Here is a 15,950-nt window from a genome sequence, read left to right on the forward strand (position 1 = left end):
TAATCTGTCGCCAGCTGTTGGCTTATCCTACGTCGATGGTCATAAAGTCATCTGGAGATAACTTTGCGCCTGCGTTTTTATAGGACTCGCAACAGGGCTCTTATGGAAACCAGGAATGGCAAAGGAGTGTCAACGGTATGGTTTATGAAGACAGGCGAAGCGAGGGAAGAGGCGCTCAACCCAAGGATATAAGGATCGATCCATTTGTCAGCGAATTCGATATGGGGCTGGCGCAGCCTTTATCCCGATCCGTGCGGTTGAATGGCTTTGCGACCTGTTTGCGGCTTGAACAGGTTTATTGGGATATTTTGGGCGATATGGCCAAGGTCAATCATTGTTCGGTGAGTGCACTGCTGTCTCACGTGGACCGTGAAGTGCATTTGCGCCATGGCGGGGTGAAGAATTTCAGCGGGCTGGTGCGGGTTGTCTGCGTGGTGCACAGCCTGAAGGAAGGGAATTGCCCGGCTACGGCCTGACCATGGCAATGGAATGCGTCGAGTGTCGATCTGTGCAGTCTTACGGCTGCACAGGCTGCATTTAATGGATATAATCCCGCTCTTTGCCGCAAAACCCAGCGTGTGCGGTAGCAATCTGATCGCCGAGACAACCCCCATGCCGATGTACGACTATCAATGTGCTTCCTGTGGTCATCAGTTGGAAGCCATTCAAAAGATCAGCGCAGCACCGCTGGTCGACTGCCCTGCCTGCCAGGCGCCAGAGCTCAGGAAGATGCTGTCCATGCCGGGCTTCCGCCTTAGCGGCACCGGCTGGTACGAAACCGATTTCAAGACCGGTTCGAAGAAGAACCTGGCCGGCGGCGACAAAGCTGACTAGGGTCTGGAACCTGAGTTGAACGACACGTGTGAGTCCTTGCACCATCTGGCGCCTTTCACAAGGGCAGGATATGAGCAGGGTCTCCAACCGAATTTCGAATTACGAGAAGCGAAACCACTACCATGATGCGCAGCCATTATTGCGGCCAACTGAACGAAAGCCTGGAAGGCCAGGAAATTACCCTTTGCGGATGGGTTCACCGTCGCCGTGACCACGGTGGGGTGATTTTCCTCGATATCCGTGATCGTGACGGTCTGGCCCAGGTGGTGTTCGACCCGGACCGCGCAGAAAGCTTCGCCGCCGCCGATCGCGTGCGCAGCGAATACGTCGTGAAGATCACCGGCAAGGTGCGCCTGCGTCCGGCCGGTGCCACGAACGCCAACATGGCGTCGGGCATGATCGAAGTCCTGGGCTACGAGCTGGAAGTGCTGAACGAATCGGAAACCCCGCCGTTCCCGCTGAACGAGTTTTCCGACGTCGGTGAAGAAACCCGCCTGCGTTATCGCTTCCTTGATCTGCGTCGCCCGGAAATGGCCGAGAAGCTGCGTCTGCGTTCGCGCATGACCACCAGCATCCGCCGCTACCTGGACGAGAACGGCTTCCTCGACGTTGAGACGCCGATCCTGACCCGTGCTACGCCAGAAGGCGCACGTGATTATCTGGTCCCGAGCCGTACTCACGCCGGTTCGTTCTTCGCCTTGCCGCAATCGCCGCAGTTGTTCAAGCAATTGCTGATGGTGGCCGGCTTCGATCGCTACTACCAGATCGCCAAGTGCTTCCGCGACGAAGACCTGCGTGCCGACCGTCAGCCTGAATTCACCCAGATCGACATCGAAACCAGCTTCCTCGATGAAAAAGACATCATGGGCCTCACCGAAGGCATGATCCGCAACCTGTTCAAGGAAGTGCTGGACCTGGAGTTCGGCGAATTCCCGCACATGACCTTCGAAGAAGCCATGCGACGTTACGGTTCCGACAAGCCGGACCTGCGTAACCCGCTGGAACTGGTGGACGTTGCCGACCAGCTCAAAGAAGTCGATTTCAAGGTCTTCAGCGGTCCTGCCAACGATCCGAAATGCCGTGTCGCCGCCTTGCGCGTACCGGGCGCGGCGAGCATGCCGCGCAAGCAGATCGACGACTACACCAAGTTTGTCGGCATCTACGGTGCAAAGGGCCTGGCGTACATCAAGGTCAACGAGCGCGCCAAAGGCGTTGAAGGTCTGCAATCGCCGATCGTCAAGAACATTCCTGAAGCCAACCTCAACGTGATCCTCGATCGTGTGGGCGCGGTCGATGGCGACATCGTGTTCTTCGGCGCCGATAAGTCGAAGATCGTCAGCGAAGCGCTGGGTGCACTGCGGATCAAGGTCGGCAACGACCTGGACCTGCTGACCTGCAAGTGGGCGCCAATGTGGGTTGTCGACTTCCCGATGTTCGAAGAAAACGACGACGGCAGCTTCAGTGCCTTGCACCACCCGTTCACCGCGCCGAAGTGCACCCCGGAAGAACTGGAAGCCAACCCGGCGACCGCTCTGTCCCGTGCCTACGACATGGTCCTGAACGGCACCGAACTGGGTGGCGGTTCGATCCGTATCCACCGCAAGGAAATGCAGCAGACGGTGTTCCGCCTGTTGGGTATCAATGAAGCGGAACAGGAAGAGAAGTTCGGCTTCCTGCTCGACGCCCTGAAATACGGCGCGCCGCCACACGGTGGCCTGGCCTTCGGTCTGGACCGTCTGGTGATGCTGATGACCGGTGCCCAGTCGATCCGTGAAGTGATCGCCTTCCCGAAAACCCAGAGCGCGGCTGACGTCATGACTCAGGCTCCGGGGGCTGTAGATGCCAAGGCATTGCGCGAATTGCACATTCGTCTGCGCGAAACGCCTAAAGCCGAGTAAGACTGACCCTGAAGGCGCATCCTTATGGGATGCGCCTTTTTTACAGGTCGAGATTTTTTGTTTGCTGGCCGACACTCCGTGTATGGCGGGCAATGTTTCAAAGAGAATTCGGAGCGAGTTATGGCGGGTCATTCCAAGTGGGCGAACATCAAGCACCGCAAAGAACGTCAGGATGCCAAGAAGGGCAAGATTTTCACCAAGTGGATTCGTGAGCTGACCGTTGCTGCCCGTCAGGGCGGCGGTGATCCGGGTTCCAACCCGCGCCTGCGTCTGGCGCTGGACAAGGCTCTTGGCGCGAACATGAGTCGCGACATTATTGATCGCGCGGTCGCCCGCGGTGCCGGTGCTGCCGACACCGACGACATGGTCGAACTGACCTACGAAGGTTATGGCCCGGGCGGCGTGGCGGTGATGGTCGAGTGCATGACCGACAACCGCAATCGCACTGCAGCCGCTGTTCGTCACGCGTTCAGCAAGTGCGGCGGCAACCTGGGTACGGACGGCTCGGTGGCTTACCTGTTCGAGCGCAAGGGACAGATCTCCTTCGCGCCGGGCATTGATGAAGATGCATTGATGGAAGCGGCCATGGAAGCCGACGCCGACGACGTGGTGACCCACGAAGACGGTTCCATCGACGTATTCACCTCGTTTGCAGGCTTCTATTCTGTGCGTAACGCACTGGAAGCGGCCGGTTTCAAGGGTGATGACGCAGAAATCGTGATGCTGCCAACCACCAGTGCCGAACTGGACCTGGACGGCGCCGAGAAGGTCCTCAAGCTGATCGACATGCTCGAAGACCTGGATGACGTGCAGAACGTCTACTCCAACGCGGATATTCCGGAGTCGGTGGCCGCACAGCTGGGTTAAGGGCGAGTAAGATCCAATGTGGGAGCGAGCCTGCTCGCGAACGCGGATTTCCAAACAGCATCGTTGCTGAATATGAAACCGTTTTCGCGAGCAGGCTCGCTCCCACATTTGTTATTCGCTGTATTGAATATCGTGCTCTTACCAGACCCGCAGGCGTTATGACTTTAATTCTTGGTATCGACCCCGGTTCGCGCATCACCGGTTATGGCGTGGTACGCGATACCGGGCGTGGCTGCGTGTATGTGGCGTCGGGTTGCATTCGCACAGGATCCGGCGAGTTGCATGAGCGGTTGCAAATCGTCTATCGCGGTGTGCGTGAAGTCATCCAGACCTACGGCCCGGTGACCATGGGCATCGAAAAGGTGTTCATGGCGCGCAACGCCGACTCGGCATTGAAGCTGGGCCAGGCCCGAGGTGCTGCCATCGTTGCAGGCGCCGAAGAAAGCCTGGAGATCGCCGAGTACACGGCAACTCAAGTCAAGCAGGCGGTCACCGGCACCGGTTCGGCGAATAAGGAACAGGTGCAGATGATGGTCATGCATATGTTGAAATTGACCAGCAAGCCGCAAATTGATGCCTCGGACGCCCTGGCGATTGCCATTTGTCATGCGCACACCCGGTCCAGCCTGCTTCCCCATGGCCTGGGCGCGGCACGCAGTCGTGGCGGGCGCCTGCGTCTCTGATAGCATCAGCAATCATTTTTTGCGGAACGAGGGTTTTGCGCCTGGGTTGTCGGTGCAAAACCCTTGTTCTGTCAGTCGCCAGCACTGATCTGGCCAACGCTCAAGGATCTGAAACGTGATTGGACGCTTGCGCGGCACACTGGCTGAGAAACAGCCGCCGCACCTGATTCTGGATGTAAATGGTCTGGGGTACGAGCTGGAAGTGCCCATGACCACGCTGTATCGCCTGCCGTCGGTCGGTGAACCGCTTACCTTGCACACCCATCTGGTCGTACGCGAAGACGCGCAGTTACTCTATGGCTTCTTCGGCAAGCGTGAGCGAGACTTTTTTCGCGAGTTGATCCGTCTCAATGGTGTAGGCCCGAAACTGGCCCTGGCCTTGATGTCGAGTCTGGAAGTCGACGAGCTGGTGCGTTGCGTGCAATCCCAGGACACCTCGGCCCTGACCAAGGTGCCGGGTGTGGGCAAGAAGACCGCCGAACGCTTGCTGGTAGAGCTCAAGGATCGCTTCAAAGCGTGGGAAACTGTGCCGGCGATGTTCGCTTTGGTGCCAAACCAGCCCGGTGGGCCCGATACGGCGCCGGTCGCCACGGCCGAAAATGACGCGGTCAGCGCGCTGATTTCCCTGGGCTACAAGCCGCAGGAAGCCAGCAAGGCGATTTCCGCTATCAAGGAGAAAGGTTTGAGCAGTGAAGACATGATTCGTCGTGCCCTGAAGGGAATGATTTAAGTGATTGAAGCTGATCGTCTGATCGCCGCCGCGGCGGGGCCGCGTGACCGCGAGGAAGTCCAGGACCGGGCGATTCGTCCCGTCAGCCTGGCCGAATACATTGGCCAGCCGACCGTTCGCGAGCAAATGGAGTTGTTCATCCAGGCTGCCCGTGGCCGTAACGAGTCCCTGGACCACACGCTGATCTTCGGCCCGCCGGGGCTGGGTAAAACCACGCTGGCCAACATCATCGCCCAGGAAATGGGCGTCTCGATCAAAAGCACCTCGGGTCCGGTCCTTGAACGCCCGGGTGATCTGGCCGCGCTGCTGACCAACCTCGAGCCTCACGACGTGCTGTTCATCGACGAGATCCATCGCTTGTCACCGATCGTCGAAGAAGTGCTGTACCCGGCCATGGAAGATTTCCAGCTCGACATCATGATCGGCGAAGGGCCGGCGGCACGCTCGATCAAGCTTGATCTGCCGCCGTTCACCCTGGTCGGCGCGACCACCCGGGCCGGCATGCTGACCAACCCGTTGCGCGACCGTTTCGGCATCGTCCAGCGCCTGGAGTTCTACAACACCGCCGATCTGGCGACGATTGTCAGCCGTTCGGCGACCATCCTCGGGCTGCCCCTGGACCCGGAAGGCGCCTTTGAAATCGCCCGCCGCGCCCGCGGCACTCCGCGGATCGCCAACCGTTTGCTGCGCCGGGTGCGGGACTTTGCCGAGGTGCGGGCCAAGGGCCACATCACCAAGCCGATCGCCGACCTGGCCTTGAACCTGCTGGACGTCGACGAGCGCGGCTTCGATCACCAGGATCGACGTCTGTTGTTGACCATGATCGAGAAATTCGATGGCGGCCCGGTCGGGGTGGACAGCCTGGCGGCCGCGATCAGCGAAGAACGCCACACCATCGAAGACGTGCTGGAGCCGTACCTGATCCAGCAGGGCTACATCATGCGCACACCGCGGGGGCGGGTGGTGACGCGGCATGCCTATCTGCATTTCGGCTTAAACATTCCGTCACGATTGGGCGAGATGCCCGTGGTAGACGAATTCCTTGATGCCGTAGACGATTAATTAACTTTTGCGTGCTGAATTTTCGGGCATTGTGCTGTCCTAGGACCGTACTTTCGCGAGAAAGCCGCAGAACAATGAAAAACAGTTGCCTGGCCGGATTGGCAACCTGAGGAGTAAGCACTAGAGTATGCGCGCGCAAAACGGGCTTGAGCCTTTCGCATTTCGTTGTCGCGTTTATTACGAGGACACCGATGCGGGCGGCATCGTGTATTACGTCAATTACCTCAAGTTTATGGAACGGGCTCGAACCGAGCGGCTCCGGGAGCTGGGCTTTGCCCAGTCGGCGCTGGCAGGTGAGGACCTGTTGTTTGTCGTGCATTCCAGCGAAGCGCGTTACCACGCGCCGGCGCGACTGGACGATGAACTGCTGGTAAGCGCTGAAGTAATCGAATTGAACCGTGCCAGCCTGCGCTTCAAGCAGCAGGTCAGGCGGGCTACGGATAATGTGCTGCTCTGCGAAGGGCAGTTTCTGGTGGCCTGTGTGCGCACTGAAAGTTTAAAACCCCGGGCCATTCCCGAAGCTCTACGTGCGGCCTTTGCCGACGTGAGCGGCGCGGGTACACACTCAAAGCAGGAGATAAAGCGTGGAAGCTAACGTCGTCGACCATTCCTCCATGTGGAGCCTGGTCAGCAATGCCAGTATCGTGGTGCAACTGGTAATGCTGATCCTGGTAGCCGCATCGGTGACCTCATGGATCATGATCTTTCAGCGCAGCAACCTGCTGCGCGCCGGTCGACGTGCCCTGGAGAGCTTCGAGGAGCGTTTCTGGTCGGGTATCGACTTGTCCAAACTCTACCGCCAGGCCGGCAGCAATCCTGACCCGGATTCGGGCGTCGAGCAGATCTTCCGTGCCGGTTTCAAGGAATTCTCCCGTCTGCGCCAGCAGCCGGGCGTCGACCCGGAAGCGGTCATGGAAGGCGTGGCCCGGGCCATGCGCGTCGCCATTTCCCGCGAAGAAGAAAAGCTCGAACAGAGCCTGCCGTTCCTCGCCACCGTCGGCTCCGTCAGCCCGTACATCGGTCTGTTCGGTACGGTCTGGGGCATCATGAACTCCTTCCGTGGCTTGGCCACTGCCCAGCAAGCGACCCTGGCCACCGTGGCTCCGGGTATTGCCGAAGCACTGATCGCCACGGCGATCGGCCTGTTCGCCGCCATCCCGGCCGTTATCGCTTACAACCGTTTTGCTGCTCGCAGTGAAACCCTGCTGGGCCGTTACTACACCTTCGCCGATGAATTCCAGGCGATCCTGCACCGCAAAGTGCACACCAGCGAAGAATAAGCAGGTAATTTCCAATGGCTTTAATCGCTCGAGCTCGCAAAAAGCGCAAGCCGGTTGCCGAGATGAACGTGGTGCCTTACATCGACGTGATGCTGGTGCTGCTGGTCATCTTCATGGTGACCGCACCGATGCTCAATCAAGGCGTGAAAGTTGATCTGCCCAAGGTTTCCAGCGAAGCCTTGCCGCAGGACAACAACACCCAGGTCCTGACCATTTCGATCAAGGCTGACAAGACCTACTACTGGAACCTTGGCAGCGAAGTCGACACCGAGAAGCAGCAGGACAAGGCCATGACCTTGCCGCAAATGACCGATGCGGTGACCAAGATCATTCGCGCCGGTACCGAAGGCGGCAAGCGTACCCAGGTGTTCATTCGCGGCGACAAGACCGTCGATTACGGTGCCGTCATGGGTGCCATGGGCGGGTTGCAGAAAGCCGGGGTCGGTAATGTTGGCTTGATTACCGAGGCACCCTGATGCAGCAAATGCGAGAGCCGTCCGCCTCGGAAAGCTATTTCTGGCCTAGTGTCTGGGCGCTGGTCTTGCACGTGCTGGTTTTTGGCATGCTGTTCGTCAGTTTTGCCTTCACACCGGAACTGCCGCCGGCCAAGCCGATTGTCCAGGCGACCTTGTACCAGCTGAAATCGAAAAGTCAGGCGACCACCCAGACCAATCAGAAGATTGCGGGTGAGGCGAAGAAATCCGCCGCGCGCCAGACTGAAGTCGAACAGATGGAACAGAAAAAGATCGAGCAGGAAGCGATCAAGGCCGCGGAACAAAAGAAGGAAGATACGGCTCAAAAGGCCGAAGAATCCAAGAAGGCCGACGAGACCAAGAAAGCGGAAGAGGCAAAAAAGGCTGATGAAGCCAAGAAAGCCGATGAAGCGAAGAAGGCTGATGAAGCCAAGAAGACCGCCGAAGCCAAAAAGGCCGAAGAGAAACAATTGGCTGATATAGCCAAGAAGAAATCTGAAGAAGAAGCCAAGAAAGCTGCTGAAGAAGAGGCCAAGAAAGCGGCCGCTGAAGAAGCGAAGAAAAAGATCGTCGAAGACGCGAAGAAGAAAGCCGCGGAAGACGCCAAGAAGAAATCCGAAGCTGAAGAGGCGAAGAAGAAAGTCGCCGAAGACGCGAAGAAGAAAGCTGCTGCCGATGCTGCGAAGAAGAAATCGCAGGAAGCGGCACGTAAGTCCGCCGAAGACAAAAAGGCCCAGGCCCTGGCAGATTTGCTTTCCGACACGCCGCAGCGTCAGCAGGCCTTGGCGGATGAGCAGGGTGACGAAGTCGCCGGCAGTTTCGATGACCTGATTCGTGCTCGTGCAGCGGAAGGCTGGGCTCGTCCACCTTCGGCACGCAAAGGCATGACGGTCGTGTTGCAAATCGGCATGTTGCCGGACGGTACCTTGACCTCGGTCAACGTGGCCAGGTCCAGCGGCGATGGTCCGTTCGACGCTTCGGCGGTCGCAGCGGTCAAGAACATTGGACGTTTGACAGAAATGCAGGGAATGAAGCCGAGCGATTTCGCTCCGTATCGTTCATTCAAGATGACATTCACACCTGAGGATCTAGCCTTGTGAGAAACCTTCTTCGAGGAATGCTTGTCGCTATCTGCTGCCTGGCAGGGATGGCGGCGGCAGATGAAAAAAACATTCTGGTCACCAGCGGCAGTGATCGGGCCACCCCGATCGCCGTCGTTCCATTCGGCAATCAGGGCGGCAGCGTACTGCCGGACGACATGGCCGAAATCATCGGTAACGACCTGCGCAATTCGGGTTACTACTCGCCGATTCCAAAGCAGAACATGATCAGCCAGCCGAGCCAGGCCAGCGAAATCATCTTCCGTGACTTCAAGGCGCTGGGCGCCCAGTACGTCATGGTCGGCAGCGTTGCTCCCGCAGGCGGTCGTCTGCAGGTTCAATACGCGCTGTTCAACGTCGCCACCGAGCAGCAAGTGCTGACCGGCAGCGTCTCGGGCAGCGTCGATCAGCTGCGCGACATGTCGCACTACATCGCCGACCAGTCGTTCGAAAAACTCACCGGTATCAAAGGTGCGTTCTCGACTCGCCTGCTGTACGTGACAGCCGAACGCTTCTCCGAGAAGAACACGCGCTACACGCTGCAACGTTCCGACTATGACGGTGCCCGCGCCGTGACCCTGCTGCAATCGCGCGAGCCGATCCTGTCGCCGCGTTTCGCACCGGACGGCAAGCGCATCGCTTATGTCTCGTTCGAGCAGAAGCGTCCGCGTATCTTCATGCAGAACATCGACACCGGTCGCCGTGAGCAGATCACCAACTTCGAAGGCCTGAACGGTGCGCCAGCCTGGTCGCCGGATGGCAATCGCCTGGCATTCGTGCTGTCCAAGGACGGTAACCCGGACATCTACGTGATGAACCTGGGTTCGCGTCAGATCACCCGTGTCACCAACGGTCCCGGCATCAACACCGAACCGTTCTGGGGTAAAGATGGTTCGACCATCTACTTCACCTCCGACCGTGGCGGCAAGCCACAGATCTACAAAACCAGCGCCGGTGGCGGTGGTGCGGAGCGTGTGACCTTCATCGGTAACTACAATGCCAACCCTAAACTGTCGGCCGATGAAAAGACCCTGGTCATGATCCATCGCCAGGAAGGTTTCACCAATTTCAAGGTAGCGGCCCAGGATTTGCAGCGAGGTAGTGTAAAGATCCTCACTGATAGCACTCTGGACGAGTCGCCTACTGTTGCGCCCAACGGCACCATGGTAATCTACGCCACCCGCCAGCAGGGCCGGGGAGTCTTGATGCTCGTGTCCATAAATGGACGCGTTAGGCTCCCGCTTCCTACCGCACAAGGCGAAGTCAGAGAACCGTCCTGGTCCCCTTACCTGAACTGACGCGGCGCTACACGTTTTACTTAACACATTGGGGTTCATTAGGAGTTTCACGATGGAAATGCTGAAGTTTGGTAAGTTTGCTGCTCTGGCTCTGGCTCTGTCCGTAGCCGTTGGTTGCTCGTCCAAAGGCGGCGACAATGCCGGTGAAGGCGCAGTGGCTGTTGATCCAAACGCTGGTTACGGCGCCAACACCGGTGCTGTCGATGGCTCCCTGAGCGAAGAAGCTGCTCTGCGCGCTATCACCACTTTCTACTTCGAATACGACAGTTCGGACCTGAAGCCAGAAGCCATGCGCGCTCTGGACGTTCACGCCAAAGACCTGAAAGCAAACGGCGCTCGCGTTGTTCTGGAAGGCAACACCGACGAACGTGGTACTCGTGAGTACAACATGGCACTGGGCGAGCGTCGTGCGAAAGCCGTTCAGCGTTACCTGGTACTGCAAGGCGTTTCCCCAGCTCAGCTGGAACTGGTTTCCTACGGCGAAGAGCGTCCAGTTGCTACCGGCAACGACGAGCAGTCCTGGGCTCAAAACCGTCGCGTCGAACTGCGTAAGTAATTCGCCATGCGAACGTGCCGTCGTGCTGTAACTGTCTTGGCTCTCAGCCTCGCACCGCTTGCGGTGTGGGCTGCGGTTCCTGTGGTCGAGGACAACTCCGGCTATAACAATAGCGGGAGCAGTTATCCGCCTGCAGGTTACGGTACGAACGGCGCCTATGCCGGGGGAGGGGTTTCGGCCCCTGTCTCGGCACAGGGCGAGCTGTTCAACCAACTGCAATCGATGCAGGAGCAGATCTCGCGCCAACAAGGCATCATCGAAGTTCTGCAAAATGATGTAGCGCGCATGAAGCAGGAAAGCCTGGAGCGATATCAGGATCTTGATCGGCGCATAGGATCCGGCGTTGCACCAGCCGCGACTCCTGATAATTCTTCCACCGGTGGCGACTTGAACGCCCCCGGTGCGGCAGCCGGCGCAGGTGCGGGAGCGGCCGCCGCTCAGGCACCTGCCGCGGGCAGCGAACCGGCGGATCCGGCGAAGGAAAAACTGTACTACGATGCAGCCTTCGACCTGATCAAGGCCAAGGATTTCGGCAAGGCCAGCCAGGCTTTTGCCGCATTCCTGCGCAAATACCCGAACAGCCAGTACGCGGGCAACGCCCAGTACTGGTTGGGCGAAGTGAACCTGGCCAAAGGTGATCTGCAAGGCGCAGGCCAGGCATTTGCCAAGGTTTCGCAGTTGTATCCCAAGCACAACAAAGTGCCTGATTCGCTGTACAAGCTCGCTGATGTAGAGCGCCGCCTCGGTCATCCAGACAAGGTCAAAGGCATTCTGCAGCAGGTTGTGTCCCAATATCCGGGCACTTCCGCCGCACAGCTGGCCCAGCGCGATCTGCAGAAAATGTAAGGCTGCTTGACCTGTTTCGAAGAAACCCGCGCTAGTCGCGGGTTTTTTCGTTAGAATTCACGCCCTTTTTATGAAACACGCTTTTTGGGATCTGCGCGTTGGCGGGGTTCCTTGAAGTGCCTGACGGAGGCGGACAGCCTGTTTAGCTGTCATGCCCGTGGCGACTATGCAAGACACATTGAGAATCACCGAAGTTTTCTACTCGTTGCAGGGGGAAACGCGGACTGCCGGGCTGCCCACTGTTTTTGTGCGCCTGACCGGTTGCCCATTGCGTTGCCAATACTGCGACAGCGCCTATGCGTTCAGCGGCGGCACCGTTCGCTCCCTCGACGACATCCTCGAGCAAGTGGCCGGCTATCGTCCGCGTTATGTGTGTGTCACGGGCGGCGAGCCCCTGGCCCAACCCAATGCCATCCCATTGCTCAAGCAGTTGTGCGACGCCGGTTACGAAGTGTCACTGGAAACCAGTGGTGCGCTCGACATCTCGGCGGTAGATTCCCGGGTCAGTCGCGTCGTCGACCTGAAAACCCCGGGCTCGAAAGAAGCACACCGCAACCGCTACGAGAACATCGAGCTGCTGACGCCCAACGATCAGGTGAAGTTTGTCATCTGCTCGCGGGAAGACTACGACTGGGCCGTGTCCAAGCTGATTCAGTACGGTCTGGATCAGCGTGCCGGCGAAGTGCTGTTCTCGCCAAGTCACCACGACCTGAATGCTCGGGACCTGGCGGACTGGGTGGTGGCGGACAACCTGCCAGTGCGCCTGCAATTGCAGCTGCATAAATATCTTTGGAATGACGAGCCGGGGCGCTGACATGACTGAGCAATTGAACACTACCGAAAAACGTGCGGTCATCCTGCTGTCCGGCGGCCTCGACTCGGCGACGGTCGTGGCCATGGCCCGTGCCGAAGGCTACAGCTGCTACACCATGAGCTTCGATTACGGTCAACGCTCTCACGCCGAGTTGTACGCGGCCGAGCGTGTCGCGCGAGACTTGGGTGTCGTGGAGCACAAGGTGATTGGCCTGAACCTGAACGGTATCGGCGGTTCGGCACTGACCGACAGCAGCATCGATGTGCCAGAAGAAGCGGGCGAAGGTATTCCGGTGACCTACGTACCGGCGCGCAACACGGTGTTTCTGTCCCTGGCGTTGGGGTGGGCTGAAGTGCTCGGCGCGCGTGACATCTTTATCGGCGTGAATGCGGTGGATTATTCCGGTTACCCGGACTGCCGTCCCGAGTTCATCGAATCCTTCGAGCGCATGGCCAATCTGGCGACGAAGGCCGGTGTAGAGGGCAATGGCTTCCGTATTCAGGCGCCACTGCAGAACCTCAGCAAGGCGCAAATCGTCCAGGCAGGCGTAAAGCTTGGTGTCGACTATGGCCTGACCGTTTCCTGCTATCAGGCCGACGATAACGGCCGTGCCTGCGGCAAATGCGACAGCTGCCGCCTGCGTGCGGAAGGCTTCGCGGCGGCCGGAATCAGCGACCCGACACCTTATTTTTGATTTATTTCAAATTAGGTGTTGAATAGTCCTTAAAAATCAGTATTATACGCGCCACCACACAGCGGGTCGTTAGCTCAGTTGGTAGAGCAGTTGGCTTTTAACCAATTGGTCGTAGGTTCGAATCCCACACGACCCACCATTTTTGTAGCAGTTTTAAAAGTCTGGAAGGCCCACGCAAGTGAGGATTTCCGGATTTTTTTTTGCCCGCGATTTGAGCTCGGACCGCTCCGGCGCTGCTCCGCGTGACGCAGATCAGAATCATCTTTTGCATCAACGGGATATTCTGTAGCCTTGCGCAGCTCCAATGTTGTCCATGCCTGATGATACTCACTCTCCCGGCGGTACCCTGAAGGGTCCGGAGCCGGGTGTATACTCGACTTTCGCGCGAAAGCGCCTGCAGGTCTTGCGAACATGACGCAGATTTCCGAACGCCTTCTGGTTCAAGCCCACCTCGACGCCAAGCAGCCCAAACCGCTGACTGCCGAGGAAGAGGCGTATTACCGCGCCGCCATCGCTGCCGAGCTCAGGGCTCAGGACGCGGTGCTGGTTGCCCATTTCTATTGCGATCCCGTCATTCAGGCCCTGGCCGAAGAAACCGGTGGCTGCGTCTCTGACTCGCTGGAGATGGCCCGCTTCGGCAATGCTCACCCGGCCAGGACAGTGGTCGTTGCTGGTGTGAAGTTCATGGGCGAGACGGCCAAGATCCTCAACCCTGAAAAACGCATCCTGATGCCGACCCTGGAAGCGACCTGCTCCCTGGACCTGGGTTGCCCGGTCGACGAGTTTTCGGCGTTCTGCGATCAGCACCCGGAACGCACGGTGGTGGTGTATGCCAACACCTCGGCAGCGGTCAAAGCCCGGGCGGACTGGGTGGTGACGTCCAGCTGCGCCCTGGAGATCGTCGAAAGCCTGATGGATAACGGCGAAACGATCATCTGGGGGCCGGACAAGCATTTGGGCACCTACATCCAGCGCCAGACCGGCGCGGACATGTTGCTATGGGACGGTGCCTGTATCGTTCACGAAGAGTTCAAGTCCAAGCAGCTCGAGGACATGAAGGCGCTGTACCCCGATGCAGCGATCCTGGTGCACCCGGAGTCGCCGACTTCGGTGATCGAGCTGGCGGATGCCGTCGGTTCCACCAGCCAGCTGATCGCGGCGGCGCAGCGCTTGCCGAACAAGACGCTGATCGTCGCCACTGACCGCGGCATCTTCTACAAGATGCAGCAGCTGTGCCCGGACAAGGTCTTCATCGAAGCGCCAACGGCCGGTAACGGCGCAGCGTGCCGCAGTTGCGCACATTGCCCGTGGATGGCGATGAATACCCTTGAGCGCACGCTGAAGAGCTTGAAGGAAGGGACGAACGAGATCTTTGTCGATCCGGCGTTGATTCCGCAGGCGATTCGGCCGTTGAAGCGGATGCTCGACTTCACCCAGGCTGCGCGGATGAAGCTGGCCGGCAACGCCTGAGGTCTTTCAGTCAAGTCAAAAAACCTGTGGGAGCGAGCTTGCTCGCGATAGCGGTCTGTCAGTCATATCAATGTTGACTGATGCACCGCAATCGTCGGAGCGCCGCCCGGAGCAAGCTCGCTCCCACAGTGATTTTCGTATGGCTGAATTATTTGGTCTTTTTCGGGATCCGGACGAGCTGGGTATTGGAATACATGTCATGCCAGCTGCGTTTCTGTTTGTCGAACAGCGACCAGAAGAACCCCAGCCCGACGCACAACAACGAAGCGATCGATACCACAAAGCGCAGCAGCGCCTGCCACAGGCTGATGGATGAGCCATCGGCGTTCTGTACGCGGATGCACCACACCTGCATGCCCAGGGTCTGGCCCGACCAGGTCCAGAACTTGGCGAAGAAGCCAAACAACACGAACAGCAGCACCGTCGAGAGCAGCGGGTCACCGTCCAGCGCGCCGGCTTCCGTCAGGACGCGCATTTTGTCTTCGCCGAGGATCGCCATCTGGATCATCTTGTAAATGCCGCTGGTGACAATCAGCAGAGCGGTACACAGCAGGAAATCATAGAACATCGCTGCCAGGCGACGACCCAGGCCAACGGCGGGAAATTCGCCCTGGGGTTTCAGCAGGTGTTTCGACATGGCAGGGCTCTCGGCGAAAAAAGAAGCCATTTTACGGATTTATGCGCACAAAAAAGCCCCTGATGTCACCATCAGGGGCTTTTTCGTTACAGAAGGTCAGGCTTCTGCCTGTACCTCGTCAGCCTGCATGCCTTTCTGGCCTTGCACAGCGACGAAAGTCACTTTCTGGCCTTCTTTCAGGCTCTTGAAGCCGTTGCCCTGGATGGCGCGGAAATGCACGAACAGATCCGGACCGCTTTCAGGAGTGATAAAACCAAAACCTTTCTCGTCGTTAAACCACTTGACGGTACCGCTCTGACGTTGGGACATTTCTTATTTCCTTTGACGCAAAAATTAATGACAGTCTCCTTCTCATGAAAGAGTACTGGGGCTGGTTGCAGGAGAGTAAGAAGACGTCGAACGGGATGTAGCTAACTTGTAGGCTACTGCCCAGGTCACGATTCCAAGCGACCCATGCAAACACAGTGAACAAACTCTACGCCAACTACGGGAGAAAAAACAAGCCCTGTGCGCGCCCCGGATTTGCTGGGGTGCGCAGCCATAGGCGCAACTAGTGCCGGCTTATGCGTTAGAGGTGTTCAGTTGTTTTCAATCGTTATAAGCAAGGTTCATAAACGAAGCTTAGAGCGGGCGGGTTGCACTGTTTTATGGCGATTGCGTTACACATTAGTGCACTGTTAACGCAATCGCGTTACTTATAGAAACAGT

At 58.2% G+C, this 15,950-nt stretch carries 19 protein-coding genes and 1 tRNA gene; 18 read left to right on the plus strand and 2 right to left on the minus strand.

Annotated features, from left to right (window positions below; genetic code table 11):
- Nucleotides 1–137: 137 nt before the first annotated feature.
- From ACA041_RS05800 to nadA, 18 genes are all read left to right on the plus strand, one after another.
- Nucleotides 138–476, plus strand: coding sequence for a ribbon-helix-helix domain-containing protein (locus ACA041_RS05800; RefSeq protein WP_497440267.1), 339 nt, complete (start codon nucleotides 138–140; stop codon nucleotides 474–476).
- Between the two features lie 136 nt (nucleotides 477–612).
- Complete coding sequence (locus ACA041_RS05805) at nucleotides 613–834, plus strand: FmdB family zinc ribbon protein (RefSeq protein ID WP_150745974.1); 222 nt, start codon at nucleotides 613–615, stop codon at nucleotides 832–834.
- Between the two features lie 122 nt (nucleotides 835–956).
- Nucleotides 957–2,732 (plus strand): aspartate--tRNA ligase, encoded by a 1,776-nt coding sequence (aspS, locus tag ACA041_RS05810; RefSeq protein ID WP_497440268.1) that lies wholly within the window; start codon nucleotides 957–959, stop codon nucleotides 2,730–2,732.
- A 120-nt stretch (nucleotides 2,733–2,852) separates the two neighbouring features.
- On the plus strand, nucleotides 2,853–3,599 hold the full coding sequence (locus tag ACA041_RS05815) for a YebC/PmpR family DNA-binding transcriptional regulator (protein ID WP_497440269.1): 747 nt from the start codon (nucleotides 2,853–2,855) through the stop codon (nucleotides 3,597–3,599).
- A gap of 158 nt (nucleotides 3,600–3,757) precedes the next feature.
- A complete protein-coding gene (ruvC, locus tag ACA041_RS05820) occupies nucleotides 3,758–4,282 on the plus strand; it encodes a crossover junction endodeoxyribonuclease RuvC (protein WP_162439869.1) in 525 nt (174 codons plus the stop codon).
- Between the two features lie 115 nt (nucleotides 4,283–4,397).
- Complete coding sequence (gene ruvA / locus ACA041_RS05825; RefSeq protein WP_462021506.1) at nucleotides 4,398–5,012, plus strand: Holliday junction branch migration protein RuvA; 615 nt, start codon at nucleotides 4,398–4,400, stop codon at nucleotides 5,010–5,012.
- Nucleotides 5,013–6,074, plus strand: a complete 1,062-nt coding sequence (ruvB, locus tag ACA041_RS05830; protein ID WP_497440270.1) for a Holliday junction branch migration DNA helicase RuvB — start codon at nucleotides 5,013–5,015, stop codon at nucleotides 6,072–6,074.
- A 127-nt stretch (nucleotides 6,075–6,201) separates the two neighbouring features.
- Nucleotides 6,202–6,669 (plus strand): tol-pal system-associated acyl-CoA thioesterase, encoded by a 468-nt coding sequence (ybgC, locus tag ACA041_RS05835; RefSeq protein WP_497440271.1) that lies wholly within the window; start codon nucleotides 6,202–6,204, stop codon nucleotides 6,667–6,669.
- The gene (gene tolQ / locus ACA041_RS05840) at nucleotides 6,659–7,354 is read left to right on the plus strand and encodes a protein TolQ (protein WP_008147369.1); all 696 of its coding nucleotides are present in this window, start codon (nucleotides 6,659–6,661) and stop codon (nucleotides 7,352–7,354) included. The genes ybgC and tolQ overlap by 11 nt, the downstream gene beginning before the upstream one ends.
- A gap of 23 nt (nucleotides 7,355–7,377) precedes the next feature.
- A complete protein-coding gene (gene tolR, locus ACA041_RS05845) occupies nucleotides 7,378–7,830 on the plus strand; it encodes a protein TolR (RefSeq protein WP_161781290.1) in 453 nt (150 codons plus the stop codon).
- Nucleotides 7,830–8,927: a cell envelope integrity protein TolA gene (gene tolA, locus ACA041_RS05850; protein WP_497440272.1), complete on the plus strand. Its 1,098-nt coding sequence runs from the start codon at nucleotides 7,830–7,832 to the stop codon at nucleotides 8,925–8,927. Before tolR ends, tolA begins: the two co-directional genes overlap by 1 nt.
- A gap of 17 nt (nucleotides 8,928–8,944) precedes the next feature.
- Nucleotides 8,945–10,225 carry a Tol-Pal system beta propeller repeat protein TolB gene (gene tolB, locus ACA041_RS05855; RefSeq protein ID WP_497442012.1) on the plus strand — a complete coding sequence of 427 codons (1,281 nt, stop codon included), beginning with the start codon at nucleotides 8,945–8,947 and terminating at the stop codon, nucleotides 10,223–10,225.
- Between the two features lie 52 nt (nucleotides 10,226–10,277).
- The gene (gene pal / locus ACA041_RS05860) at nucleotides 10,278–10,781 is read left to right on the plus strand and encodes a peptidoglycan-associated lipoprotein Pal (RefSeq protein ID WP_064679382.1); all 504 of its coding nucleotides are present in this window, start codon (nucleotides 10,278–10,280) and stop codon (nucleotides 10,779–10,781) included.
- Between the two features lie 6 nt (nucleotides 10,782–10,787).
- Nucleotides 10,788–11,627, plus strand: coding sequence for a tol-pal system protein YbgF (ybgF, locus tag ACA041_RS05865; protein WP_497440273.1), 840 nt, complete (start codon nucleotides 10,788–10,790; stop codon nucleotides 11,625–11,627).
- 166 nt (nucleotides 11,628–11,793) lie between these two features.
- Nucleotides 11,794–12,441, plus strand: a complete 648-nt coding sequence (gene queE / locus ACA041_RS05870; protein ID WP_497440274.1) for a 7-carboxy-7-deazaguanine synthase QueE — start codon at nucleotides 11,794–11,796, stop codon at nucleotides 12,439–12,441.
- Nucleotide 12,442: 1 nt separating this feature from the next.
- A complete protein-coding gene (gene queC / locus ACA041_RS05875; RefSeq protein ID WP_497440275.1) occupies nucleotides 12,443–13,135 on the plus strand; it encodes a 7-cyano-7-deazaguanine synthase QueC in 693 nt (230 codons plus the stop codon).
- Nucleotides 13,136–13,198: 63 nt separating this feature from the next.
- Nucleotides 13,199–13,274 (plus strand) — tRNA-Lys (locus ACA041_RS05880).
- Between the two features lie 272 nt (nucleotides 13,275–13,546).
- Nucleotides 13,547–14,605, plus strand: a complete 1,059-nt coding sequence (gene nadA / locus ACA041_RS05885) for a quinolinate synthase NadA (RefSeq protein WP_497440276.1) — start codon at nucleotides 13,547–13,549, stop codon at nucleotides 14,603–14,605.
- A gap of 148 nt (nucleotides 14,606–14,753) precedes the next feature.
- Here the strand turns inward: nadA and ACA041_RS05890 are convergent, their stop codons facing one another.
- Nucleotides 14,754–15,242 carry an RDD family protein gene (locus ACA041_RS05890; RefSeq protein WP_497440277.1) on the minus strand — a complete coding sequence of 163 codons (489 nt, stop codon included), beginning with the start codon at nucleotides 15,240–15,242 and terminating at the stop codon, nucleotides 14,754–14,756.
- A 96-nt stretch (nucleotides 15,243–15,338) separates the two neighbouring features.
- Nucleotides 15,339–15,551, minus strand: a complete 213-nt coding sequence (locus ACA041_RS05895; RefSeq protein WP_003175786.1) for a cold-shock protein — start codon at nucleotides 15,549–15,551, stop codon at nucleotides 15,339–15,341.
- Nucleotides 15,552–15,950 lie beyond the last annotated feature (399 nt).

Source organism: Pseudomonas sp. LBUM1676 (assembly GCF_059695605.1).